At 69.3% G+C, this 23,791-nt stretch carries 19 protein-coding genes and 1 pseudogene; 13 read left to right on the top strand and 7 right to left on the bottom strand.

What is annotated here, in order from left to right; all coding sequences use genetic code 11:
• Positions 1-103: 103 nt before the first annotated feature.
• Positions 104-313 (top strand): annotated as a pseudogene (locus FG154_RS21050) (penicillin acylase family protein); the annotation flags it as partial.
• Here FG154_RS21050 and FG154_RS12520 read toward each other — a convergent pair.
• Together FG154_RS12520 and FG154_RS12515 are read right to left on the bottom strand one after the other, a co-directional pair.
• Positions 247-1,308, bottom strand: a complete 1,062-nt coding sequence (locus FG154_RS12520; RefSeq protein WP_145108318.1) for a ParB/RepB/Spo0J family partition protein — start codon at positions 1,306-1,308, stop codon at positions 247-249. The pseudogene FG154_RS21050 and the gene FG154_RS12520 overlap by 67 nt on opposite strands.
• A gap of 123 nt (positions 1,309-1,431) precedes the next feature.
• Positions 1,432-2,886 (bottom strand): AAA family ATPase, encoded by a 1,455-nt coding sequence (locus FG154_RS12515; RefSeq protein ID WP_145108315.1) that lies wholly within the window; start codon positions 2,884-2,886, stop codon positions 1,432-1,434.
• Between the two features lie 600 nt (positions 2,887-3,486).
• Here FG154_RS12515 and FG154_RS12505 point away from each other — a divergent pair.
• The 6 genes from FG154_RS12505 (at position 3,487) to rfbA (ending at position 8,881) form a co-directional block, all read left to right on the top strand.
• Positions 3,487-4,647 carry a replication initiator protein A gene (locus FG154_RS12505; protein ID WP_425456848.1) on the top strand — a complete coding sequence of 387 codons (1,161 nt, stop codon included), beginning with the start codon at positions 3,487-3,489 and terminating at the stop codon, positions 4,645-4,647.
• A gap of 63 nt (positions 4,648-4,710) precedes the next feature.
• Positions 4,711-5,274 carry a dTDP-4-dehydrorhamnose 3,5-epimerase gene (rfbC, locus tag FG154_RS12500; RefSeq protein WP_145108312.1) on the top strand — a complete coding sequence of 188 codons (564 nt, stop codon included), beginning with the start codon at positions 4,711-4,713 and terminating at the stop codon, positions 5,272-5,274.
• A 4-nt stretch (positions 5,275-5,278) separates the two neighbouring features.
• Positions 5,279-6,319, top strand: coding sequence for a dTDP-glucose 4,6-dehydratase (rfbB, locus tag FG154_RS12495; RefSeq protein WP_145108309.1), 1,041 nt, complete (start codon positions 5,279-5,281; stop codon positions 6,317-6,319).
• 14 nt (positions 6,320-6,333) lie between these two features.
• The gene (locus FG154_RS12490; protein WP_186312349.1) at positions 6,334-7,152 is read left to right on the top strand and encodes a sulfotransferase family protein; all 819 of its coding nucleotides are present in this window, start codon (positions 6,334-6,336) and stop codon (positions 7,150-7,152) included.
• Entirely contained in the window at positions 7,149-8,003 is an 855-nt protein-coding gene (gene rfbD, locus FG154_RS12485) for a dTDP-4-dehydrorhamnose reductase (protein WP_145108303.1), read from the top strand. The genes FG154_RS12490 and rfbD overlap by 4 nt, the downstream gene beginning before the upstream one ends.
• Positions 8,000-8,881 (top strand): glucose-1-phosphate thymidylyltransferase RfbA, encoded by an 882-nt coding sequence (rfbA, locus tag FG154_RS12480; protein ID WP_145108300.1) that lies wholly within the window; start codon positions 8,000-8,002, stop codon positions 8,879-8,881. Before rfbD ends, rfbA begins: the two co-directional genes overlap by 4 nt.
• Before the next feature lie 44 nt (positions 8,882-8,925).
• On the opposite strand, the gene FG154_RS12475 is transcribed toward rfbA, so the two are convergent.
• Positions 8,926-10,443 carry a phosphomannomutase/phosphoglucomutase gene (locus FG154_RS12475; RefSeq protein WP_246100253.1) on the bottom strand — a complete coding sequence of 506 codons (1,518 nt, stop codon included), beginning with the start codon at positions 10,441-10,443 and terminating at the stop codon, positions 8,926-8,928.
• A 225-nt stretch (positions 10,444-10,668) separates the two neighbouring features.
• On the opposite strand from FG154_RS12475, the gene FG154_RS12470 reads away from it, so the two are divergent.
• Both FG154_RS12470 and kdsA read left to right on the top strand, forming a co-directional pair.
• Positions 10,669-12,096 (top strand): mannose-1-phosphate guanylyltransferase/mannose-6-phosphate isomerase, encoded by a 1,428-nt coding sequence (locus FG154_RS12470; protein ID WP_145108297.1) that lies wholly within the window; start codon positions 10,669-10,671, stop codon positions 12,094-12,096.
• 78 nt (positions 12,097-12,174) lie between these two features.
• Positions 12,175-13,011, top strand: coding sequence for a 3-deoxy-8-phosphooctulonate synthase (kdsA, locus tag FG154_RS12465; protein ID WP_145108294.1), 837 nt, complete (start codon positions 12,175-12,177; stop codon positions 13,009-13,011).
• An 87-nt stretch (positions 13,012-13,098) separates the two neighbouring features.
• On the opposite strand, the gene FG154_RS12460 is transcribed toward kdsA, so the two are convergent.
• Positions 13,099-13,908, bottom strand: a complete 810-nt coding sequence (locus FG154_RS12460) for a VPLPA-CTERM sorting domain-containing protein (protein WP_186312348.1) — start codon at positions 13,906-13,908, stop codon at positions 13,099-13,101.
• A 436-nt stretch (positions 13,909-14,344) separates the two neighbouring features.
• On the opposite strand from FG154_RS12460, the gene FG154_RS21430 reads away from it, so the two are divergent.
• Positions 14,345-14,953, top strand: a complete 609-nt coding sequence (locus tag FG154_RS21430) for a VPLPA-CTERM sorting domain-containing protein (RefSeq protein WP_246100251.1) — start codon at positions 14,345-14,347, stop codon at positions 14,951-14,953.
• 54 nt (positions 14,954-15,007) lie between these two features.
• Here FG154_RS21430 and FG154_RS12450 read toward each other — a convergent pair whose 3' ends face one another.
• From FG154_RS12450 to FG154_RS12440, 3 genes are read right to left on the bottom strand one after another with little or no spacing between them, the layout of a single operon-like run.
• A complete protein-coding gene (locus tag FG154_RS12450) occupies positions 15,008-15,868 on the bottom strand; it encodes a CpsD/CapB family tyrosine-protein kinase (RefSeq protein ID WP_145108286.1) in 861 nt (286 codons plus the stop codon).
• Between the two features lie 9 nt (positions 15,869-15,877).
• A complete protein-coding gene (locus FG154_RS12445) occupies positions 15,878-17,329 on the bottom strand; it encodes a GumC family protein (RefSeq protein WP_246100249.1) in 1,452 nt (483 codons plus the stop codon).
• A gap of 2 nt (positions 17,330-17,331) precedes the next feature.
• Positions 17,332-18,219 (bottom strand): ExeA family protein, encoded by an 888-nt coding sequence (locus tag FG154_RS12440; protein WP_145108281.1) that lies wholly within the window; start codon positions 18,217-18,219, stop codon positions 17,332-17,334.
• A 734-nt stretch (positions 18,220-18,953) separates the two neighbouring features.
• On the opposite strand from FG154_RS12440, the gene FG154_RS12435 reads away from it, so the two are divergent.
• The 3 genes from FG154_RS12435 (at position 18,954) to xrtD (ending at position 23,788) form a co-directional block, all read left to right on the top strand.
• On the top strand, positions 18,954-19,532 hold the full coding sequence (locus FG154_RS12435) for a sugar transferase (RefSeq protein ID WP_342779067.1): 579 nt from the start codon (positions 18,954-18,956) through the stop codon (positions 19,530-19,532).
• Positions 19,533-19,566: 34 nt separating this feature from the next.
• Positions 19,567-21,993, top strand: coding sequence for a tetratricopeptide repeat protein (locus FG154_RS21720; RefSeq protein ID WP_145108278.1), 2,427 nt, complete (start codon positions 19,567-19,569; stop codon positions 21,991-21,993).
• A 196-nt stretch (positions 21,994-22,189) separates the two neighbouring features.
• Positions 22,190-23,788, top strand: a complete 1,599-nt coding sequence (xrtD, locus tag FG154_RS12425) for a VPLPA-CTERM-specific exosortase XrtD (RefSeq protein ID WP_145108275.1) — start codon at positions 22,190-22,192, stop codon at positions 23,786-23,788.
• Positions 23,789-23,791: the final 3 nt, after the last annotated feature.

Here is a 23,791-nt window from a genome sequence, read left to right as displayed (position 1 = left end):
CGGACAGGAGCACTTTGTAGAGCCCCCCTCGAAGATGCAAGGGCAGGGTGCGGCACAGGGGAAAAACGCGGGGCCTCACCCCCCGTCAATGGCGGGACACACCCTCGGATTCGCCCATGTCCAGGACCGGCTCTGGCAGATGGTCACGATGCGGCGCACGGCGCAGGGCGGGCTGTCCGAGGTCCTTGCACCGGCCGTCTGCCCGGCCGGTCGCGGCGGGCCTCGGGCCGACGGGACGCGGGCCGCTCAGGCCTGGGCGGCCAGCCAGTCGCGCAGCCGCTCGCGGAAGGCCTCGTCCACCGCCGGGCCATAAAGCACCAGTTCTCCGCGGGCTGCGCCCTTCAGGAACAGCCCCGGCCGCACCTCGGACGCCGGAGCGGCCGGCCTGGGCCGCGGGGCGCGGGCCGCGTCCGGCACGGGCCTGTCCGCGCCCTGCCCGGCCTCGGGCGCCGCGGGTGGCGGCTCCGGCTCCGACGCCGCCACCTGATCGGCGATCAGCTGCAGTTCGGCCTCGGCCGTGTCCGGTGCGCCCGCGGCCAGCGCCGCCACGAGCCGCGCGGCAAAGCCCTCCTCCTCCTCGAGCCGCCGCGCCAGCGCAAGCCCCAGCCGCTCGGGCAAGGCCGAGGGAAAGCGCAGCGCGCCGTCCAGCACATGGTAGATCCCGAGGAACGAGCCGATCTTGGACCGCTTGGCCCGGCTCGCCGAGGCATAGAGCTGCTGGAGCGCCAGCTTCTCGGTCGCGAAGACCCCGGCATCGACCGCCTTGGCCGCGATCCGCGCCCGCTCGAAATAGGAGAGCCCGAGGCGGATCTCGTTCTCCTCGACCATCGCCACATAGGCCGCGGCCGCCGTGTCGGGGCGGCGCAGGATGGCGAGGACGGTGGCAAAGCGCGCCTCGCCGGTCTCGGCCAGCAGGCGGCGCAGCGCGGTCACCCGGCGCCAGCCCGAGATCAGGCCAAAGCGGCCCTCGCCCATGTCGGCCACCTCGATCGGGCTGCGCTGGCCGTGGGTCGCAAGGCTGGTCATCAGGCTTGCCAGCTCTTCGGTCTCAATGCCCAGCCGGTCGCGGACCAGCCAGCCTTCCTCGATCCGGTCGAGTTCCAGCCGCAGCACCAGCCGGCCCTCGCTGCGGGCCGAGGTCAGCTCCTCGGCCACCTCGCGCAGCGCCGCGGTGGCGGCGGCCTCGCCCGTCACGCGGCTGATCGGGGCAGGGGCAAGGCCGGGGCCGATCATCGCCTTGGTCTCGGGGGCCGCCGTGGGGGCGAAGCCGCCGAGGGGCGGCACTGTCAGTCGCTTGCGCTTGGCCATGGGCCGGTCTCTCCTGTCCCTCGGGCGGCGGATTTGTTTCGCGCGCGAAACATTTCGTCCCGCCCCGTTCCCGCTGCACCGCCCGTCATTGTTTCGCGCGCGAAACAAATCGGGCGGGGCGGCTCATTCGGCCGCGCGGGCCGCCGCCAGTTCCTCGCGCCGCCAGATGCCGACCAGCAGCCGCTTGAAGGCGGCATAGGTGGCGTCAAACGTCTCGCGGCCGCGGATGTAGGTGTCGCGGTTGAAGTCGCGGTAATCGGCCTCGTAGATGCCGTTCACCTGCTCGCCGGCCTGGCCGATCAGCGCGGTGAAATCCTGGCGCTCGGGCGCCATGGTGCGGCCCATGTAGGCCTGCATCAGGGCCGCCATCTCGCCCTGCTGCGCCCCGTCGTAGCGCGTCAGCACCGCCCGCACCGCGTCCCATTCGAAGGACAGCTCCTCGCGCCCCAGCGCGCGCGCGGCGATGTTCTCGCCATCCTCGATCGAGCGGAAGGTCGAATGGAGCATGTCGAAAAAGCGCCCCGTCGAGTCGAACTCGAGAAACGAGGCCCCGAGCGGCACCAGCAGGATGTCGGCGGCCGCGAGCCCGTTGATCGTCAGGTAGCCAAGGGCCGGGGGGGTGTCGATGAAGATCACGTCGTAGCCGTCCAGCACGCCATCCTCGGCCAGCACGTCGGTCAGCGCGTCCCAGAGCTTCCAGCTGCGCCCCTGCATCCGCCAGACCGGGATCTGGAACTCGGCCCAGTAGAGGTTCAGCTGCGCCCCGATCAGGTCGATGTTGGGCCAGTGGGTCTTCGCGATCAGGTCGCCCGCGCGGATCTTCAGCGCCTCGTTCAGCGTCTCGTCGAGCGGCACCGGCGGGTCGCCGCGCGCGACGCGCAGCCGGTTCTCGGACTGCAGGTGGCCGGCGTAGTGGCGGGCGAGGAGGGGGAAGACGGTGCCCCATTCGTCGGCCACCCGGCCGCCGAAGATCGAGGTCATCGAGCCTTGGGAATCCAGGTCGATCACCAGCACCCGGTAGCCGTCGAGCGCGGCCGACATGGCCAGATGCGCGGCCGTCGAGGTCTTGCCGACCCCGCCCTTGAAGTTCGCGACGGCCACCATCTTGGCGGGCAGCCCCGCGGGGCGGTAGGGGCGGTATTCCTTGGCCTTCGACCCTTCGGCCGCGAAATGGGCGCGCAGCCGCAGCACCTCGTCGAGGGTGAACCACTTGGCCCCGCCCTCGGTCTCCGAGATGCCCTGCGGCAGGTCGGGGTTGGCCTTCAGCACGCGGCGGAAATGGGCGGTGGCGACCGGGATCAGGTAGCGGGTGATCTCCCAGGTCGAGAAGAGCCGCAGGCTCTTGCGGCCCTCCTCGTCGAGCCCGCGCGCCGCGAGATCCTCGCGCCCCTGGGCGCAGGAGCGGGCGATCTCGGCAAAGCCCGCGGTGGTCAGCGGCGCCTCGAGTTCGGCCAGCGCCGCGTCGGGCGCGATGTTGAAATAGGGCGGCAGCGGCACCTGCGGCTCGCGCGCGGGCGGCCCCTTGCGCAGTTCTACCCGGCCGCGCGCGGCGGTCTTCCGTCCCCTGATCTCGGCCATGCCTGTTCCCTTTTCCGGGTCATCTGCTCTGTTTCCGGCAAAGTATCAGCTTTTTGCTGACATGGCAAATTTATGCGCACACGGCGCAGCAACTTTCTGATTTTCATGGCGGATTCTCGCGGGTTCCGCACGGCCCCGCGGGGGCCCCTCTGCAAGCCGTTGCCGGACTGCATCAGTTAGTTTCGGGTTATTTATAGTTACAGGATTTCGGCCATCCGTCCAACCCCCTGATCTTCCGGCAGAAACAGCCCCGACCTCTTGCGGCTTGCGACTCCGGAACCCCGAAGATCCGACTCCGAAGCCACGCTTTTCCGAATCCGGAACCCCGATCTTTCCGGGTCTGGCCTGCGCGGCGCGCTGGACGGAGGGGGCGCTTGGGCTTAGGGTCGGTGTCATCGAAACCACGAAGGCGCGCGACATCCCGGGGACACATCGGGGGCCGCGCCGTCGAGCAGGCACAGGCGACGCGAAATGCAGGAGACAGGTGGACGGCGGAAGGCCGCCACCGCAGCGACGGGTGCGCGCGCATCCCGTGCTGCGGGGCAGGCCGCGGCCGGCCCGGGCCCGGACGTGACCGGACCGGGCGAGACTGCCGACAGGATGGCCCGGACGCGGAAGGCGGCAAAGCCCGCCGCGGCCGAGGGTCCGGCGGGCGGAACGGCCGTGGGCCGGACCGCGGCCGGGCGCAGGGCCACGGCGGGGCAGGGGGCGGAGCAGCCCGCACCTGCCGGGGACGGGCCGGGGGCGGGCGGGGTGTCCCCGGCGCCCGGCGCCACGCCCGCGGCGCGCCCCCCCGAGACCGCGGACTTCTTCATCTGCGACATCCTCGATGCGCTGCCCAAGGACGACATGGCCTCGATGGAGCATCCGGTCTTTTCGCTGGCCACCCGGCCCGACCTGCGGGTGCTCGACTATTCCCACAACGGGGTCCGCATCACGGTGACGCCTTCGGTGCGCGGCCTCGCCACGCTCTTCGACAAGGACATCCTGATCTACTGCATCAGCCAGCTCATGGCCGCGCTGAACGCCGGGCGCGCCATCAGCCGCACGCTGCACCTGACCGCGCACGACCTGATGACGGCCACCAACCGCGAGACCAGCGGCGACGGCTACCAGCGGCTGCGAGAGGCGTTCGAGCGGCTGGCGGGCACCCGAATCACGACCAACATCGAGCAGGGCGGGCGCGAGATCACCACGGGCTTCGGCCTGATCGAGAGCTGGCAGATCGTGCGCCGCACCCGCGGGGGGCGCATGGTGCAGGTGATGGTCACGCTCTCGGAATGGCTGTTCCAGGCGGTGCTCACGAAATCGGTCCTCACGCTCAGCCGCGATTACTTCCGGCTGCGCAAACCGCTCGAGCGGCGGATCTATGAACTGGCGCGCAAGCATTGCGGCCACCAGCCGGAATGGCGGGTCTCGATCGCGACGCTGGCCAAGAAGTCGGGCTCGGCCTCGCCGCTGCGGGTCTTCCGCAAGATGATCCGCGACATGATCGGGGCGAATGCGCTGCCGGGCTATCTTCTGGCCGAGGAGCCGGGCGACATCCTCTGCGTCACCCGGCGCGAGGCGGTGCTGGCGCCGGGCCTCGCCCCCGCCCTGCGCGAGGCGACGCTCGAGCGGGTGCGCGCCCTGATGCCGGGCTGGGACGTCCATGCGCTGGTGGCCGAGTGGCAGTCCTTCTGGAACCGCACCGGCCAGCCCCGGCTGAGATCGGCCGACGCTGCCTTCCTCGGCTGGATCGAGCGCCGGGCGGCGGGGTAGGGCCCGCTTGCACGAGCACGGGGGGTGAATATTATCCGGCACCTCTTCAAGGACTTGTGAGAAATGAATATCGAGGGAACGGAACTGCCGGGCGTGCTGATCCTGACGCCGAGGGTGTTCGGCGACGCGCGGGGCAGCTTCTGCGAATCCTGGAACCGGGCGACGCTCGCAGGGCTCGGGATCGACCTCGACTTCGTGCAGGACAACCAGTCGATCAGCGCCCCCGTCGGCACGGTGCGCGGCCTGCATTACCAGGCGCCGCCGCACGCGCAGGACAAGCTGGTGCGCGTGGGCCATGGCGCGATCCTCGACGTGGCGGTCGATGTGCGGGTGGGCTCGCCCACCTATGGCAAGTGGGTGGGGGTGGAGTTGACAGCCGACAACGCCCGCCAGCTTCTGGTGCCGAAGGGCTTCCTGCACGGCTTCGTCACGCGTGAGCCCGGAACGGTCGTCCTTTACAAGACCACCGACGTCTATGCCCCCGACTGCGACGGGGCGGTGCATTTCGCCGATCCCGACCTCGGCGTGGACTGGGGGATCGACCCGGCCTCCGCGGTCCTGTCGGACAAGGACGCCCGCGCGCCGCGCTTCGCGGACTGGACCAGCCCCTTCAGCTATAAGGCCTGACCCCATGAAACTGATCGTGACCGGAGGAGCGGGCTTCATCGGCTCGGCGGTGGTGCGGCAGGCGGTGGCCAAGGGCCACCATGTCGTCAATGTCGACTGCCTGACCTATGCCGCCTGCCTGGAGAACCTGGCCAGCGTCGCCCATGCCCCCAACTACGCCTTCGAGAAGGCCGACATCCGCGACGCGGAGGCCATGGCGCGGGTCTTCGCCACCCATCGCCCCGATGCGGTGATGCATCTGGCGGCCGAAAGCCATGTCGACCGCTCGATCGACGGGCCGGGCGCCTTCATCGACACCAACGTCCGCGGCACCTATGTGCTGCTGGAAGCCGCACGGGCCTGGTGGGTGGCGCAGGGAAAACCGCAGGGCTTCCGCTTCCACCACATCTCGACCGACGAGGTCTTCGGCACGCTGGGCGAGACGGGCCAGTTCACCGAGGATACGCCCTACGCGCCGAACTCGCCCTATTCGGCCTCCAAGGCCGCCTCGGACCATCTGGTCCGCGCCTGGGGCGAGACCTACGGGCTGCCCTATGTGCTGACCAACTGCTCGAACAACTACGGGCCGTTCCATTTCCCGGAAAAGCTCATTCCGGTGGTGATCCTGAAGGCGCTGGCCGGCGAGCCGATCCCGGTCTACGGGAAAGGCGAGAACGTCCGCGACTGGCTTTATGTCGAGGATCACGCCGACGCGCTGCTGACCGTGCTCGCGAAGGGCCAGAACCACCGCAGCTACAACATCGGCGGCGAGAACGAGGCGCGAAACATCGACATCGTCCGCAAGATCTGCGCGATCCTCGATGCGAAGCGCCCCAGGGCCACGCCCTATGCCGACCAGATCGCCTTCGTGACCGACCGTCCGGGGCACGACCTGCGCTATGCGATCGATCCGACCCGCATCCGCACCGAGCTTGGCTGGCGGCCTTCCGTCACGCTGGATCAGGGGCTCGAGCGCACGGTGGACTGGTATCTGGCCAACGAGCCCTGGTGGCGCGCGCTGCAGGACCGCTCGGGCGTGGGTGAGCGGCTGGGGGTCCGGGCGTGACAGCCGGGGCGGCCGTGAAGCGTCTCGACTTCTTCGTCGTCGGGACGCAGAAGGGCGGAACCACCGCCCTTTCGGCCAAGCTTGCCCGCCATCCGGCCATCTGCTGCGCCAAGCCAAAGGAACTGCACGTCTTTGATGACGAACGCCGTGACTGGACCTCCGGCGACATCCCGGACCTGTCGGCCCATTTCCCCGCAGCCAGCGATCATCGGCTCTGGGGAGAAGCCACGCCGATCTACATGTACTGGCCGCAGGCGATCGAGCGGGTGGCGCACTACAATCCCGAGGCGAAGATCATCGTCAGCCTGCGGCACCCGGCCTACAGGGCCTTGTCGCACTGGAAGATGGAATTCGTCCGCCGCACCGAGGAGTTGTCCTTCGCGGAGGCCACCTCCGAGCGCGGGCGTGCGCGGGTGCGCGCGGGCGCCCATTCGGCCCTCCGGGTGTTCTCCTATGTCGAGCGGGGCTTCTATGCGCCCCAGATTGCCCGGCTGCTGGCCCATTTCCCGCGGCAGAACATCTTCTTTTGCCGGATGGAAGACCTGTATCAGGACGAAGCCGCCGTCCTGCAGGCCCTGTCCGGCTTTCTGGACGCGGATGGCGCCTTCCCGGACGACCTGGGCCCGAAACGCGTGGTGCCGGTCGAAACCTCCGGCCTTGCCGTCGATGCCACGGCCGAACTGTCCTGGTTGTCCTCGCTATTCCATGACGACATCCGCGAAACGGCCCGCCTGACCGGCCTGGACCTCGGCGCCTGGACAGACGGAACCTATGATGAAACCTATCTGACGCAGGACTTGCCCATGGCCCGGAAGAGGGTGTTTTCCGCATGACCCTACTCATCTTCGGCCGCACCGGACAGGTCGCCACGGAACTGGCGCGGCAGGCCCCGGAGGCCCGCTTCCTCGGCCGCCACGAGGCCGACCTTGCCGATCCGGACGCCTGCGCCCGGGCCATCCTTGACGCCCGGCCGCAGGCGGTCATCAACGCCGCCGCCTGGACGGCCGTCGATCGCGCCGAGGACGAGGAGGCCCAGGCGACGGTGGTGAACGGTGAGGCGCCGGGCGCCATGGCGCGGGCCTGCGCGGAACTGGGCATCCCCTTCGTCCATATCTCGACCGACTACGTCTTCAGCGGCGAGGGCACCCGTCCCTGGCAGCCCGAGGATCCGGTGGGGCCGCTCGGCGCCTACGGCCGCTCGAAGCTTGCCGGCGAAGAGGCCGTGCGGGCGGCGGGCGGCACCCACGCGATCCTGCGCACCTCCTGGGTGTTCTCGGCCCATGGCGCGAATTTCGTGAAGACCATGCTGCGCCTCGGTGCCGCGCGCGAGACGGTGAGCGTGGTCATGGACCAGGTGGGCGGCCCCACGCCCGCGGCCGACATCGCCAGCGCCTGCCTTGCCATCGCACGCAGCCTTCCGGCGCGGCCGGATCTGTCGGGCACCTGTCATCTCTCGGGCGGCCCGGACGTGAGCTGGGCCGACTTCGCCCGCGAGATCTTCCGCCAGGCGGATCTTCCCTGCCGGGTGCAGGACATCCCCTCCTCGGACTATCCGACCAGGGCCCACCGCCCGGCCAATTCCCGCATGGACAATTCCGCCCTGTCGCGCTTCGGCCTTGACCGCCCCGACTGGCGGCAGGGCCTCGCCCGCGTTCTGGCCGATCTTCAGGAGATTTCCGAATGACCACTCGTAAAGGCATCATCCTGGCCGGAGGCTCGGGCACGCGGCTCTATCCGGTCACCATTGGCGTCTCCAAGCAGCTGATGCCGGTCTATGACAAGCCGATGATCTATTATCCGCTCTCGGTGCTGATGCTGGCCGGCATCCGCGAGATCGCGATCATCACCACGCCGCAGGACCAGGACCAGTTCCGCCGCGTGCTGGGGGACGGCAGCCAGTGGGGGATCGCCCTCAGCTATGTGGTGCAGCCCGAACCGGGCGGTCTCGCCCAGGCCTACACGCTGACCGAGGAGTTCCTCGCCGGCGCCCCCTCCTGCATGGTGCTGGGCGACAACATCTTCTTCGGCCACGGTCTGCCGGAACTGCTGGCAAGGGCGGATGCGAAGGCGGACGGCGGCACGGTCTTCGGCTATCACGTCGCCGACCCCGAGCGCTATGGCGTAGTGGCGATGGACGAGGCCGGTCGCGTCACCCAGATCATCGAGAAGCCGGAGGTTCCGCCCTCGAACTATGCCGTGACCGGGCTCTATTTCCTCGATGCCCGTGCGCCCGAACTGGCGCGCGCCCTCACGCCCTCGGCGCGGGGCGAGATCGAGATCACCTCGCTTCTCGAGATCTACCTGCGCGAGGGCACGCTCAACGTCCAGCGCATGGGCCGCGGCTTTGCCTGGCTCGACACCGGCACGCATGGCAGCCTGCTCGATGCGGGCAACTTCGTGCGCACACTGCAGAAGCGGCAGGGAATGCAGACCGGCTGCCCCGAAGAGATCGCCTACGCGAATGGCTGGATCGACGCCCATGCGCTGCGCAGTCTCGCGGATGGGCTCAGCAAGAGCGACTATGGCCAGTATCTGGCGTCGCTTCTTGTGGATCAGTTCTAGGGTCTGACCGGCGACCGACATTCTCACGGCCTGTCCAGCTTCGTTCAGATCCGCTGGTCGTATGCGCCGACCACGGGCTCGGTGCGGATCACCGCGTCGAGATCGGTGAAGATGGCGCGGAGTTCGGCTTCGCTTTCGGGGCTCTCGCAGACCACCACCAGGTTCGGCGTGTTCGACGAGGCCCGCACAAGGCCCCAGCCGCCGTTCTCCAGCATCACCCGCGCGCCGTTCACCGTCACGATCCCGGTGATCTTCCGCCCGCCCAAGGCCCCGCCCGTCGCGGCCAGCGCCTCGAGCCGCGCGACGAGGCGCGCCAGCACCGCATATTTCTCGGTGTCGGGGCAGAAGGGCGACATGGTGGGCGAGGTGAAGGTCCGGGGCAGGGCGCGCCGCAGGTCGGACATCGAGGCGCCGGGATGGCGGTCGAGCAGCCGGCAGATCTCGACCGCGACGCGCATCCCGCAGTCGTAGCCGCGCCCCACCGGGGGGGCGAGGAAATAGTGGCCCGATTTCTCGAAGCCGGCGAGGGCGCCGGTCTCGAACACCCGGCGCTTCATGTGGCTGTGTCCGGTCTTCCAGTATTCGGTGGTGGTGCCGAGATCCTTCAGCACCGGGTCCGAAGCGAAGAGGCCGGTCGATTTCACATCCACCACGAAGCGCGCGCCGGGATGGAGGCGGGCATAGTCGCGGGCGAGGATCACCCCCACCTTGTCGGCGAAGATCTCCTCTCCCTCGTCGTCCACGAGGCCGCAGCGGTCGCCGTCGCCGTCGAATCCGAGCGCCAGATCCGCGCCCGAGGCCCGCACCGCCGCGGCCATGTCATGCAGCATCTCGAGCGCCTCGGGGTTGGGGTTGTAGTTGGGGAAGGTGTAGTCGAGCCCGCAATGGAGCGGCACGACCTCGGCCCCGATCCGCGCGAGCAGCTCGGGCGCGAAGGCGCCCGCCGTGCCGTTGCCGGTGGCGCAGACCACCTTGAGCGGGCGCGACAGGCGGACATCGCCGGCGAGGTCGTCGAGATAGGCCTCGCGCACGCCATCGGCGAAGACGTAGCTTCCCCCCGGGGCGGGTTCGCCGCGGCCCTGCAGCACGATGTCGCGCAGCTCGGCCATCTCGTCGGGGCCATGGGTCATCGGGCGCTGGAAGCCCATCTTCACCCCGGTCCAGCCGTTCGGATTGTGGCTGGCCGTCACCATCGCCACCGCCGGCACATCCAGATGGAACTGCGCGAAATAGGCCATGGGCGAGAGCGCGGGGCCGATGTCATGCACCCTCACCCCCGCCCGCATCAGGCCCAGCACCAGCGCCTGCTTGATCGCCAGCGAATAGTCCCGGTAGTCGTTGGCCACCACGATGTCGGCCAGACCGCGCGCCCGCATCTGGGTGCCGAGCCCCAGCCCCAGCGCGCTCATGCCCGGCAGGTTGATCTCCTGCGGATAGCGCCAGCGCGCGTCATATTCGCGAAAGCCGGTGGGGGCGATCATCGGGTCGCGCAGGAAGGACCAGCTGTTCGGCGTGACGGTGGCAAGTGGCGCGGCGCTCGCGGGGGAAACCGGTTCGGGCATGGGAAATCTCCGGGGCTCAATGACTCCCTTCTAATCGAGCCTCCGCACCCGGGCGAGTCCCCCCGGCGTGACACCCCCTCGGCGGAGACACCTCCGCCCCTTCCCGCAGTCGCCCGATCGGCCGGAAAAAATGACCCCACCCCGTTTCCCGCGGCGACAGAAGCCGTTTCCGATGGCCGCGGCTCGGCCTAAGCTGAGGCGGATCATGTGTTCGGGGTGCATTTCATGACGTCCATCGTTCCCGTCCTGCTCTGCGGAGGATCCGGCACCCGGCTGTGGCCGCTGTCGCGCAAGAGCTATCCCAAGCAGTTCGCCGCCCTGACCGGGAACCGCACCCTGTTCCAGGCCGCGGCCGAGCGGGTCTCGGGGGCGGGCTTCGCCCGGCCGGTGGTGGTCACCAATTCCGATTTCCGCTTCATCGTGACCGAACAGCTCCATGAGGCGGGGATCGAGCCCGGCGCCGTGCTGATCGAGCCCGCCGGCCGCAACACCGCGCCCGCGATCCTCGCGGCCGCCCTCCATGCGGCGGCGCGCGATCCCGAGGCGCTGATGCTCGTCTGCCCCTCGGACCATGTGGTGCCCGATACGGCGGCCTTCCGCGCCGCGGTCGAGGCGGGGACGGCGGCGGCCGAGGCGGGCGCGCTCGTGACCTTCGGCATCCGGCCCACCCGGCCCGAGACCGGCTACGGCTGGCTCGAACTGGCCGCCCTGCCGCCCGAGGGCTGCCTCGCGCCGCTGCCGCTGACCCGCTTCGTCGAGAAGCCCGACCTCGCCACCGCCACGCGCATGTTCGAGGAGGGCCGCTATTTCTGGAATGCGGGGATCTTCCTCTTCCGCGTCCGCAGCATGCTCGAGGCCTTCGAGACCCATGCGCCGGGCCTCGTCGATCCGGTGCGCCGCGCGGTCGAGGGGGCCGCGCCCGACCTGGGCTTCCTGCGCCTTGCCCCCGCCCCCTGGAGCGAGGCCGAGGAGATATCGATCGACTATGCGGTGATGGAGCGGGCCGCCAACCGCGCCGTCGTGCCCTTCGCGGGCCACTGGTCGGACCTGGGCGACTGGGAGGCGGTGCGGCGTGAACTGGGCCCCGACGGGGCGGGCAACGCGCTTGCGGGGGCCGCCACCGCAATCCGCTGCGAGGGCAGCCTGCTGCGCTCGGAGGCGCCGGGGCTCGAGGTGGTGGGGATCGGGCTCAGGGACATCGTGGCCGTGGCGATGCCGGATGCGGTGCTGGTCGCGCACCGCGACTGCGCGCAGGAGGTGAAGGAGGCGGTGGCGGCGATGAAGGGCAAGGGGGCGGCGCAGGCGGAATGTTTCCCGCTCGACCACCGGCCCTGGGGCTGGTTCGAGACGCTGGTTCTCGGCGACCGTTTCCGGGTCAAGCGGATCCTGGTCAAGCCGGGGGGCGTGCTCTCGCTGCAGAGCCACCACCACCGGGCCGAGCACTGGATCGTGGTGGCGGGCACCGCCCGCGTGACGGTGGACGGCGAGGTGCGGCTGGTGAGCGAGAACCAGTCGATCTATGTGCCGCTCGGCGCGGTCCACCGGATGGAAAATCCGGGCAAGGTGCCGATGGTGCTGATCGAGGTCCAGACCGGCGCCTATCTCGGCGAGGACGACATCCAGCGCTACGAGGACGCCTACGCCCGCGGCTGAGACCCAGGGCCCCCCGCGCGAGGTTTGAACCCCGCGCGCGCTTGGCATAAGGCTGGGTCAGCAGCACGGGAGACGGCCATGACAGAGACGCCCACCATCGTGACCATCGGCGGGATCGCCATCGGCGGCGCCCATCCGATCGCGCTCATCACCGGGCCCTGCCAGCTGGAAAGCCTCGAGCATGCCCGCATGATGGCGGGCCGCATCAGCGAGGCCTGCGCGCCGACCGGGACGAAGTTCATCTTCAAGGCCAGCTACGACAAGGCCAACCGCTCGTCGCTGGGCACGGCGCGCGGGCTCGGCATGGAGAAGGGCCTCGAGATCCTCGGGGCCATCCGCGACGAGTTCGGCGTGCCGGTCCTGACCGACGTGCACGAGCCCTGGCACTGCGCGAAGGCCGCCGAGGTCTGCGACGTGCTGCAGATCCCGGCGTTCCTGTGCCGCCAGACCGACCTACTGCTGGCGGCCGGCGAGACGGGCAAGGCCGTGAACATCAAGAAGGGCCAGTTCCTTGCGCCGTGGGACATGGGCAACGTGGCCGCGAAGGTCGCCTCGACCGGCAACCGGAAGATCCTGCTCTGCGAGCGGGGAACCTCGTTCGGCTACAACACGCTGGTGACCGATTTCCGTGGCCTGCCGACCATGGCCGCGACCGGCTGGCCGGTGGTGTTCGACGCGACCCATTCGGTGCAGCAGCCGGGGGGGCTTGGCGGCTCTTCGGGCGGGCAGCGCGAATTCGCCCCGGTGCTGGCGCGGGCGGCCTGCGCGGTGGGGGTCTCGGCGCTCTTCATCGAGACACACGAGGACCCGGACCGGGCGCCGTCCGACGGGCCGAACATGATCCCGGTGGATCGGATGGGCCGGCTCATCGCCGACCTCCGGGCCTTCGACGCGCTGGCCAAGTCGCTGGCCTGACGGCCGGGCCAAGTCGCTGGCCTGACGGCCGGGCCAATGCGATGGCCTGACGGCCGGGCCGCTGCGGCGGCCGGCCGCCGGTTCAGGTCAGGCCGCCGCCTGCGGCCTGCGCCGCAGCAGGGCGAACCCGCCCACGGCCGCGACGAGCAGAAGACCCGTGGCCGGCAGCGGCACGACGTTGACGCCGGTGAGGGTGGCGGTCGTGGTCATGCTGTATTGGCCCTTGGTGAACAGGCTGCTGCCGGTGCCGAACGAGATGCGGAACTCCGACCCTCCGACGATGATCGGTGCGATGCTGTCCCAGATCAGCTCGCCGTTCCGGACGGTGCCAACGGCCGCCGCCGTGAAGTGGCCCGTGTTCGCCACGGACAGGACAGGCGAGGAGAAGGCAAGAACGGCCTTCACCATGTAGTTCTCCAGACCGAGGCCCTGGCCCCGGCCGGAGAAGGCCAGGAAGTCGAAGGTTGCCGTGTCGCCGGTGCCGATCTCGTAGGTGCTGCCCGTGGTCAGGCTTCCGGCCAGCGAGGCGGAGACGCTGCAGTTCCCCAGGCAGCCGCGCCCGGTCTCGACGAGTTCCACAGAGGACTGCCCCCGGTCGACCACAAAGGAGAGGGTGGCGGCCTCCGCCCCTGGCGCCGTTCCTGCCGCCAGGGCGAGGCAGACGGCCGCCGTCTTGAACAATTTTCCGATCAAATCGATCTCCCGCGGAATGAGGCGCCCGAGGGGCAGGCCGGAATCGGCCCGCCGGGGCGCGGCATCTGAAGCGGAGGATCGGCGGTATTTGAGTCCAAATTTAGGCGAAATTGAGCGTGCCGTGAAATGCCGCAAGTCTGCGGCCTGTTTTACCAGGATGATAATGAATGGGCGGAATATCCTTGCCCGGTTCGATGGGGCCATCAGGCAACCGATAATATCCGGGCAGGTTGCGGGCCCGCCCGGTCCGCTCGGGGGAAGAAACCCGTCTCGGCCTTCCGCAAGACAGCGAGGCTTTTCCCGGAACCCGTGGACCGGACCGCCTTCGGCCGCAACGGCAGGCCCGTTGTCCGCTTTCCGCATCCCGCCCGCTTGTCCAGGGGCGTGCCATCACTGCAGAATCGCTGGATTTCCGGCCGACGCCTCCTTGTGCAGGGGGTCATCCATTCCAGCCGGCGAGGAGGATCTGCGCCCCCGAAGTCCGCAAGGAACGGGATTTATCAACCTAAGGTTGCAACTCGCAAGCCATCAAATGGCCGCAGGTTTATTTTTGTTGATTTAAAGGCAACAAAAAGACGATACCTTGATCGTGACTCATTTGATTTGGGCGACCGCTGCGGAAGCCGTAATGGAGGTTTCAATGTTCGACTTGTTGCACAAGACCGTCGCAGCGGCCCTCGTCGCTGCCGGACTTTCGGCGGCCGCTCCGCAGGCCGAGGCCGCGACGGTGCCGTTCGTCATCGACCGAAGCGCCTCTTCGGTGACTCTCGAGAAGAAAGGATCGCTCTGCATTATCTCCAATTGTGGCGTCACCGCCTCGCTGGCCAGCGGGCTGGTCCAGGGCGCCACCCATGAGATCGGCACCGGCGACAGGGTGAGCTTCGACTTCCTCAGGTTCGACAACCGCGGCACGGGCAAGGCCACCTACGACATCACGGCCGTTCTGGCCTTTGCCTCGCCCGAGCTTCAGGTGGTGGGTAACGGATTCGGGACGGCGTTGACCTTCGTCGGAACGATCACGGGCGGCTTCCTCAAATGGACCGACATGCCGCAAGAACTGACCATCGGGGGCTCCACCTTCAGGTTCGACTTCGAGGACGGCGTGTGCATCCTCTGTGGTTCGGAAAAGACGATCACGGCTTCGATCGAAGGCGTGAACGTGGTGCCGCTGCCGGCCGGCGGGCTGCTGCTGATCGGCGGGCTCGGGGCGCTGGCGCTGCTGCGCCGTCGCCCGTCGCTCGCGGCCTGAAGCGACCGCACGGATGTCCTGACGGGGGCCGGGCCCGGCCCCCTTTCCCATGGCTCAGCCGTAGTCGCCGTAGCCATAGCCCGGCTCCAAGTAGCGGCACTTGTTCAGGGCGATGCCCAGCACGTTCGTCCGCTCCGCCAGCTCCCGCTCGCAGATGTCCACCTCGCGCGCCGAGGTGCTCTCGGCCGCCGCGACCAGCAGGGCGCAATCCACGAGGCCCGCGACGGCCAGGGTCTCGTCGCTGACCAGAAGCGGCGGCATGTCGAAGATCACCATGTCCGGCGCGTAGCGGGTCTCGATCGCGGCGAGGACGCCCGGCACCGAGGCGCCCTGCAGCAGTTCGGACGGGGTGCGGAAAGGCTGACGGCTGGTGGCGACCGCCAGATTCCCGCCGATCCGCACCGCATGATCCTCGAAGGTGGCCGCCCCCGCGAGCACGTCGGCCACGCTGTGGCGCCCGGTCAGGCCCAGCATCCGCGCCAGGGCGGGGCGGCGCAGGTCCAGCTCGACCAGCAGGATGCGCAGCTCGGGCTGGCGGGCGAGGCTGAAGGCAAGGTTCAGGGCGATCGTGCTCTTGCCGCAGCCGGCCCCGGGCGAGGTGATGGCAAGGCGGCGCCAGCCCTTGGCGCGCATGTGGTGCAGCAGCTTGGTGCGCATCACGTCGAAGGGGGCGGAGTCGCGCCCGCCCCGATGCGCCACGACATGATGGCGGGCGAGATGGCGGGACGCGGGGGCGGCCTCGGGCAGCGCCTCCCAGGCCTCGGCGATGCCGGCCGCCTCGGCTGAGGGCGCGACGGTCCGGGCGAAGAAGGCGGGCGGCGTGGCCCCGTCGGAGCCGGCTGCGGTGCCTCCGCAGGCATCCCTGCCGCCACGGGCGGCGCGGGCCTTGGCGATGGCGGCCTGGATGCGTTCCATCTTCCCCTCCTATGCGGCGGCGATGCGGAAGGTGGCGAGGCCGATCCTCCGCAGGATCTGGTTCAGAAGCAGGTCGAGGGGCGTGTGGTAGGTATCGATCGCCCAGAGACCGGCCGGCACGGCCACCAGCACGAGCCCCAGGGCAAGCCCGATCAGCATCCGCCGCCGCAGGATCTCGCCCGGGCTGCGCATGTAGGGCAGCGTCGCGAAGGGGGTGATGCCGAGGGCCGCGGTCAGGTCCGCCGGCCGCCGCAGCGCGCTGTTCAGCATCTCGAGCAGGATCAGCAGCCCGCCCCCGGCCGCAATCCCCACGGCGACGCCGGCCGCCGCGATCTTCTTGCGGTTCGGGCTGTTCGGCTCGGACGGGGCGATGGCCTGTTCGACCACGGTGATCCGCTGGCCCTTGGACAGGGCCTCGATCGTGTCGCCGATCTCGGCCCGGGCGCGGTTGGCGACCGCACGGTCATATTGCGCCCGGAGGTTCTCGTAGTCGCGCTCGAGCGTGTCGAGCTGCACCGCATTGCCGGGCGTGGCCTCGATCGACTGGCGCAGCTCCTCCATCGCGGCGGTGACCTCGGCCTTGCGGGCGGCCAGATCGGCGAGCTGGCCGTCGTACTTGGCCAGCTCGAGATCGAAGGCCGTGCTGGTGCCCGTCCCGTCCCGGGCGCCGACCTCGGTGGCCGCGGCCTGTCCGCCGGCCCGCCGCTCGCGGGCCGAACTGTCATGTCGGGCGAGGAAGCGCGCGCGCAGATCCCTGACGGCGGCCTCGTCGCTGGCCAGCAGGCGCAGCCGCTCCTGCAGCGCGACCTGCTGCTCGCGCCGGAACTCGAGGCTGTCGGGCAGGGCCTCGTTGTGCTCCTGGCGGAAGGCGAGGATCTCGGCCCCGCGCCGGGCCAGTTCCTGGTCGAGCCGCTCGACCTCGCGGGTGAAGAAGTCGAGCGTCTGGCCCGAGACGCTCGTGCGCATCCTGACGTTCTCGTCGAGGATCATCGTGACCACCTCGTTGGTCACGAGGGCCGAGAGGGCCGCGGTGGGCGCGCTGAACCCGACCGTGACGATCGTGGCATCGGCGGGCTGGTTGTAGCGCATCTGGCCGCCGGTCATGACGATCTCGATCCGGTCGCGCAGGTCTTCAACCATCTCGTCGGCCGTCAGCGTCACCGGCGGCTGGCCCGGGCCCGGCGCATAGATCTTCAGCCGGTTCGCCATCTCGATGAGCTTGTCGCGCGTCAGGATGCGCTGCTGGATGATCTGGAGCTGTTCGGTCGCGGCGGTGCGCACCGTCGAGGCGGCCAGCTCGTCCGGGATCTGCTCGGATTCGACGATCAGCCGGGCCTCGGCCACGTAGCGGGGCGGCAGGACCAGCGCCAGCGTCACCCCGGCGGCCGTGCCGGACAGGAGCAGGATCAGGAAGAGGGGAAACCGGCGGCGGAAAAGGGCGAGATGAAATCTGAGATCCATGATCAATCCAGGGACTTGCGCTGCCCTTGCCGGAGAACGAGGACGGGGGCGGCGCTTCGGCCCCCTCCGAAGAAGACGCCGTCCTCGAGGACCTGCTGGACGATCTCGCGCCGCACCTCGGCCTCGTCGCGCGCATAGGCATAGACCAGCGACAGGTCGCAGATCTGGTTCACGAGGCGCGGCACGCCGCCGGTGGCGCCGTGGATGGCGTCGAGCGCCGCGGGACGGAAGATCTCGTGCGTGGCGCCGGCCACCGTCATTCGGTGGGCCACATAGTCGTGCAGGGTCTGCACATCCATCGCCGGCAGGTGGAAGTTGGCCGCCACCCGCTGCGCGAACTGCGCGAGATCGGGGCGGCTGATCGTCTCGCGCAGTTCGGGCTGGCCGATGAGGATGATCTGCAGCAGCTCGTCCTTGCCCGAGTTGATGTTGGTGAACATCCGCAGCTCCTCGAGCGCCTCGCGGCCGAGGTTCTGCGCCTCGTCGAAGATCAGGATCACCCGGCGGCCGGCGGAATATTCGGTGATCAGGCAGGTCTGGAAATGGGCGAAGAGATCGACATAGCCCGCCTCGGGCGCGGCGCCCTGGCCGAGCGCCATCAGCACCCAGCGCAGGAGGTCGCCGCGGTCGCCCTGCACGTTGGAGACCAGCCCCACCCGCACATCCCTGTCCAGCGTCCGCAGCAGATGGTGCAGCAGCGTGGTCTTGCCCGATCCCACCTCGCCGGTGATCAGCGTGATGGGCGCGCGGGTGAGGATGCCATAGTCCAGCGTCGTGAGCGCCGCACGGTGCGCCGCGGACCAGAACAGGAAGTCGGGGTCCGGCACGAGCGAGAAGGGCCGTTCGCGGAGCCCGAAGAACCCGGTGTAGATGTCGAGTGCGCTGCTCATCACCTGCTGTCCGACGAACCCATTCCGCTCTCACTGGCTCTGGAATCGGGCCATTGTGGGGCTTTTGATGGCAGTTGCACCATTTCCGCCCGGTTCGGCCAGATAAAAGCCCAGATCCCGGCCTGATCGACCGGCGACAGGAATAGACCGGAACATTTCTTTTCACAAGAGCGGCCCGGACAAGGCCGGAATCACGAGCGGAGGCGCGTCGCCACGGGGAAATACGGCCCGCTTATTATCATAATGATATTGCATGTCCCGCTTGAATTTTCGTTGCCATTCAAAGGCAATCCAGGGTTGATCAAACACGTTCCGAGGCTGAAAAGGGCACACCCGCGCCCTGAAAATGCCCGACAGGTGTCAATACTGTGTCGTTGGGGTGTTCGGATCATATTTTCCCATTACGATCAAGTGGTTGTTCTTTTAGGCATTGCCCGCCCGCAGGGATTCGGATTTGCAGGAATACGAAAAAAAGTTTAAGCATCCTATTCGGAAGGAGCGATTCGATGACGCTCGGAAAGGGCCTGTGACAGGCGGCTTTACCCGGCCGATCGGGATGCGCCTCCGCTCCGCGCACGCTGTCGGGAGGTTGTTTTTATGCGTTCGAGAAACTTGATATGACAGCCCGATATCCCGACCTCCTGGAGCCGCCGGAAAGCTGCGAAAGACCGCGGCCCCTGTTCGGCATGGAAGGCCGGTCCAGGAGGGGAATTTACCGCAACGGGCTGAAACGCGTGCTGGACGTCCTGCTGGTCCTTGTCATGCTTCCCGTGGTGCTTCCGCTCATTCTGCTCCTCGCCCTCCTCGTGGCCCGGGACGGGGGTTCGCCCTTCTACCGGCAGGAGCGCGTCGGCCGGCACGGCCGGATCTACCGGATCTGGAAGCTGCGCACGATGGTGACGGATGCCGAGGCCGCGCTCGAGCGCCACCTGGCGCTGAGGCCGTCCGCGCGGGCCGAATGGAACCGGACGCAGAAGCTCCGGCGCGATCCGCGCGTGACCCGCATCGGGCGCTTCCTGCGCTGCTATTCGCTGGACGAGCTTCCCCAGCTCTGGAACGTGCTGAAGGGCGAGATGAGCCTGGTGGGGCCGCGCCCGATGATGCCCTGCCAGCGCGTCCTCTATCCCGGCGCGGCCTATTACACGCTCCGTCCGGGCATCACCGGCTTCTGGCAGGTCACATGCCGCAACCGGTCGTCCTTCGCCGACCGGGCCTGGTACGACACCCGCTATCATCGCGACCTGTCGTTCGGGAAGGACCTGAGGTACCTGCTCTCGACCGTGCGGGTCGTGCTGCAGGCCACCGGCCATTGATGGAGAGCGTCGGCGCCGCCCGACGAACGTGATCATGCGACCCTTTCTGCCCCTCATCCTTGCCGCGGCCCTGTCCCTCTCGGCCTGCGAAAGTTCGGAGGAAAAGGCCGAGCGCCACTATCGGTCCGGGCTCGAACGGCTCGAGGCCGGCGACGAGGCGCGCGCCATCGTCGAGTTCCGCAACGTCTTCCGCTACGATCCCGCCCACCGCGACGCGCGGCGGGTCTTTGCCGACCTGCTGCTGAAGCAGGGCCATACGGGCGACGCCTATGCCCAGTATCTGAAGCTGATCGAGCAGGACCCGGACAGCCTGCCCGTCCGCATCCTCCTGGCCGAGCTTGCCCTCGGTGCCGGGGACTGGGACGAGGCCGGGCGCCACGGGCGGGCCGCGCTCGAGCTGGCGCCCGAGCCGCCGTCGGCGCAGCTGCGCATGATACGGATCGCGCTCGACTACCGGGCCGCGCTCCAGCCCCGCGACGAGGAGGCCCTGGCCCGCCTGGGCGAGGAGACGCGCGCCCTCCTGGTCGAGGCCCCGGACAACATCCTGGCCCGGCGCCTGCTGGTCGATCGGCGGGTGGCCGAGAACCGTCCGGCCGAGGCGCTGGCCGAGATCGACCTCATCCTGGCCGCCGAACCGGAGGATTACCGGCTGCAGGGGCTGAAGCACGACCTGCTGACCCGGACCGGCGACCTGGAGGCGGCGGGCGCGCAGCTGCGCCGGATGTTCGAGCTCTTTCCCGCGGAAGAGGATGTGCAGAAGGGCCTGTTCGGCTGGTACATGAGCCGCAAGGACCTGGACGCGGCCGAGGATCTGCTGCGCCGGATCGCGGGCGAGCCCCGGGCCGGGTCCCCCGGCCATCTCGCGGTGGTGCAGTTCCTGCAGACCACGAAGGGCGCCGACGCCGCGCTGGCCGAACTCGACCGGCTGGTCGCGGCCAACGAGGGCACGCCGGCCGCCGATCTCTATGGCGCGCTCCGGGCCTCGATCCGGTTCGACGCGGGCGAGCGGCCGGAGGCGCTGGCCGCGATGCAGGCGATCCTCGGGACGGCCGGGCCGTCCGACCAGACCCGGCGGATCGAGGCCATGCTGGCGCGGATGCGGCTGGCCTCGGGCGACCGCGAGGGCGCGCGCGCGCTGGTGGGCAAGATCCTGGCCGAGGACGCCCGCCAGGTCGAGGCGCTGAAGCTGCGGGCCCGGATGCGGATCGACGAGGACCGGCCGGCGGATGCGATCCTCGACCTGCGCACCGCCTTCGACCAGGCGCCGCGCGATGCCGAGATCCCGACGCTCACCGCGCTCGCGCATGAGCGGGACGGCAACCCCGATCTGGCGGGCGAGCAGCTGGCCCTTGCCGTCGAGATCTCGGGCCGGGCGCCGGCCGAGTCGCTGCGCCATGCGCGCTTCCTCATGGGGCAGGGGCGGGAGGCCGCCGCCGAGGCGCTCCTGATCGACGCCCGCCGCGCCCATCCCGCCGATCTGGAGCTGCTGCTGCAGCTGGCCGACCTGCGGCTGAAGAACCGCAACTGGGTCGGCGCGCAGGAGGTGGCCCGCATCCTGCGCACGATCGAGCGCCCCGAGGCGCAGCGCGCCGCGCAGGAGGTGCAGGCGGCGCTGCTCCTGGGCCAGGACCGCGTCGAGGAGGGGCTCGGCCTGCTGCAGGCGCAGGCGGGCCAGACCTCCGAGGATCTGCGCGCCGCGGGCCTGATCGTGCAGGCCCAGGTGCGCAGCGGCCGGATCGCCGAGGCACGCACCTATCTCGACGGGATGCTGTCGGGAAACCCCGATGAGCCGGCGCTGCTCCTCCTCAGCGGCAACCTCCATGTGATCGCGGGCGAATTCGCCCCGGCCGAGGCGATCTTCCGCGACCTGATCGCCCGCACTCCGGGCGACGACACCCCGGTCCGGCTGCTCTACCAGCTGCTGATGGCCGGCGACCGGACCCCCGAGGCCGTGGCGGTGGTCGAGGCCGGCCTGCAGGCCGCGCCGACATCCGCGCTCCTGCGCTGGATCCTCGCCGGTCACCGCGAGCAGGCCGGCGACATCGACGGGGCGATCGCGATCTACGAGACGCTCTATGCCGAGGACAGTTTCAACGTCGTGGTGGCCAACAACCTTGCAAGCCTGATCACGGCCCATCGCGACGACCCCGAAAGCCTCGAGCGCGCCCATGCGATCTCGCGGCGCCTCAAGGGGTCGGGCAATCCCGCCTTCCAGGACACCCATGGCTGGATCGAATACCGGCGGGGCAACCTGCTCGAGGCCCTCTCCAACCTCGAGCCCGCCGCCGCCGGCCTTCCGGACGATCCGCTGGTCCAGTTCCACCTCGGCATGACCTACGCAGGCCTGAACCGCCCCGAAGAGGCCCGCCGCCAGCTCCGCCGCGCGCTGGAGCTGTCGGAGGGCCGGGATCTGCCGCAGATGCAGGAGGCGCGGCGGGTTCTGGCCGGGCTGGAGGGATGAAGGCGCTCGCCTGCGCATGTCTGGCGGGAGGCCTGCGGGCGGACGACCGGCGGGAGCGGGTGGCCACCCGCCGAAATCGCGCGCGCGGCGCGCGACGACAGCCGGCGCATTGCGGCCCTGAGGCGGATCCTGTGCGCCGCTCCGTCCCGGTGCCGGCGCGGGTCGGGATCGGTCCCTTTCCACGAACGGGTTTCCCATGACATTCGGTGCGTCCCCATTCCGTCCGACCGGAACCCGCCGTGCGAACCGTTCGGGGGTGCTGCTGCTCTGCATCCTGGCCGCGGCCTCGATCCCGCTCTTCGTGCCGGGATACGAGTCGCTGGCGCGGGCCTGGCTCACGCCGGAATACAGCCACGGCCCGCTGATCCCGCTGATCTCGCTCTATCTTTTCCTGCGGGAACTGCGCGACAAGGCCCCGCTGCCCGAACCTCGGATGATGGATCGCCGTCCCGGCCTCTTGGTGATCGGCCTCGGGCTCCTGCTCGGCATCCTCGGCAACGTGACGGCGATCCCGGACCTGGTGACCTATGCCTTCATCATCTGGGTCAGCGGGGTCGTGCTGCTGTGCTTCGGCTGGGCCGAGGGCCGACGCCACCAGTTGCCGGTCCTGCACCTGGTCTTCATGCTGCCGCTGCCGCAGATCCTCTACTGGAAGCTGACGATCTTCCTGCAGGCCGTCTCTTCGGTCCTCGGGGTCTGGTTCATCAGGATGATGGACATCCCGGTCTATCTTGACGGCAACATCATCGATCTCGGCCCGTTCAAGCTGCAGGTGGCCGAAGCCTGCTCGGGCCTGCGCTACCTGTTTCCCATTCTGTCCTTCAGCTATCTGACCGCCATCCTCTATCGCGGTCCCCGCTGGCACAAGGTCCTGCTGTTCCTCATGGCGGCACCGCTGACCGTGTTCATGAACGCCGTGCGCATCGGAATGATCGGCGTGCTGGTGAACAGCCATGGCATCGGCCAGGCCAAAGGCTTCCTGCATTTCTTCGAGGGCTGGGTGATCTTCGGGGCCTGCGTGGCGATCCTGCTGGCCACCGCCCTGGTGCTGCAACGCACGACCCGCGCGCCGAAGTCGCTTTCCGAGACCATCGACATCGACTTCCGCGACCTCGGGAAGCAGGCCGCGCGCCTCCTGGCGCTGCGGCCCTCGCGCGGGCTTGTCGGGGCGGTGGTGCTGTCGGTCTCGGTGACGGCCGCCTTCCTTCTGGTGCCCCACCGGGAGATCGCCCACCCGCCGCGGGACAGCTTTGCGCTCTTTCCCGCGCGGCTGGGCGAGTGGTCGGGCGTGCGCATCCCGATGGAGCCGGACATCGAGAAGGTTCTTGCGGCATCGGATTACGTCACGATGTCCTACATCTCGCCCGGCCAGGCCGCGCCGGTGTGGATGTTCTCGGCCTGGTATGCCCGGCAGACGGAAGGCCAGGGAATCCACTCGCCCGAGGTCTGCCTGCCCAACGGCGGCTGGGAGATCTTTTCCCTGGGCCCGCACGAGGTCTCGATGCCGGGCACGGTCTACGGCACCTTCACCGTGAACCGCGCCGTGATCGAGAAGGGCCTTGACCGGCAGCTGGTCTATTACTGGTTCGAGCAGCGCGGCGCGCGCATGACGAACGACGTGCTGGCCAAGATGTCGGTGCTCCGCGACAGCCTGCTGAAGGGGCGCACGGACGGGGCGCTGGTGCGGTTCGTCACGCCGATCGTGGGTTCCGAAAGCGAGGCCCGCGCCGAGGCGCGGTTGCAGGACGTGATGCGCCAGGCGCTCGCGGTCCTGCCGCGCCATGTTCCCGAGTGACGC

Source organism: Cereibacter sediminicola (assembly GCF_007668225.1).
GTDB classification, from domain to species: domain Bacteria; phylum Pseudomonadota; class Alphaproteobacteria; order Rhodobacterales; family Rhodobacteraceae; genus Cereibacter_A; species Cereibacter_A azotoformans.
Note: the sequence above shows the minus strand (reverse complement) of the source record. Positions and strands in the feature narration are given on the sequence as shown.

What these genes read in the sequence shown, in the direction of transcription:
- FG154_RS12520 (WP_145108318.1), bottom strand. Translation starts at nt 1,308, where the DNA reads ATGGCCAAGCGCAAGCGACTGACAGTGCCGCCCCTCGGCGGCTTCGCC.
- FG154_RS12515 (WP_145108315.1), bottom strand. Translation starts at nt 2,886, where the DNA reads ATGGCCGAGATCAGGGGACGGAAGACCGCCGCGCGCGGCCGGGTAGAA.
- FG154_RS12505 (WP_425456848.1), top strand. Translation starts at nt 3,487, where the DNA reads ATGGCCCGGACGCGGAAGGCGGCAAAGCCCGCCGCGGCCGAGGGTCCG.
- rfbC (WP_145108312.1), top strand. Translation starts at nt 4,711, where the DNA reads ATGAATATCGAGGGAACGGAACTGCCGGGCGTGCTGATCCTGACGCCG.
- rfbB (WP_145108309.1), top strand. Translation starts at nt 5,279, where the DNA reads ATGAAACTGATCGTGACCGGAGGAGCGGGCTTCATCGGCTCGGCGGTG.
- rfbD (WP_145108303.1), top strand. Translation starts at nt 7,149, where the DNA reads ATGACCCTACTCATCTTCGGCCGCACCGGACAGGTCGCCACGGAACTG.
- rfbA (WP_145108300.1), top strand. Translation starts at nt 8,000, where the DNA reads ATGACCACTCGTAAAGGCATCATCCTGGCCGGAGGCTCGGGCACGCGG.
- FG154_RS12475 (WP_246100253.1), bottom strand. Translation starts at nt 10,443, where the DNA reads ATGCCCGAACCGGTTTCCCCCGCGAGCGCCGCGCCACTTGCCACCGTC.
- FG154_RS12470 (WP_145108297.1), top strand. Translation starts at nt 10,669, where the DNA reads ATGACGTCCATCGTTCCCGTCCTGCTCTGCGGAGGATCCGGCACCCGG.
- kdsA (WP_145108294.1), top strand. Translation starts at nt 12,175, where the DNA reads ATGACAGAGACGCCCACCATCGTGACCATCGGCGGGATCGCCATCGGC.
- FG154_RS12460 (WP_186312348.1), bottom strand. Translation starts at nt 13,908, where the DNA reads ATGGCCCCATCGAACCGGGCAAGGATATTCCGCCCATTCATTATCATC.
- FG154_RS21430 (WP_246100251.1), top strand. Translation starts at nt 14,345, where the DNA reads ATGTTCGACTTGTTGCACAAGACCGTCGCAGCGGCCCTCGTCGCTGCC.
- FG154_RS12450 (WP_145108286.1), bottom strand. Translation starts at nt 15,868, where the DNA reads ATGGAACGCATCCAGGCCGCCATCGCCAAGGCCCGCGCCGCCCGTGGC.
- FG154_RS12445 (WP_246100249.1), bottom strand. Translation starts at nt 17,329, where the DNA reads ATGGATCTCAGATTTCATCTCGCCCTTTTCCGCCGCCGGTTTCCCCTC.
- FG154_RS12440 (WP_145108281.1), bottom strand. Translation starts at nt 18,219, where the DNA reads ATGAGCAGCGCACTCGACATCTACACCGGGTTCTTCGGGCTCCGCGAA.
- FG154_RS21720 (WP_145108278.1), top strand. Translation starts at nt 19,567, where the DNA reads ATGCGACCCTTTCTGCCCCTCATCCTTGCCGCGGCCCTGTCCCTCTCG.
- xrtD (WP_145108275.1), top strand. Translation starts at nt 22,190, where the DNA reads ATGACATTCGGTGCGTCCCCATTCCGTCCGACCGGAACCCGCCGTGCG.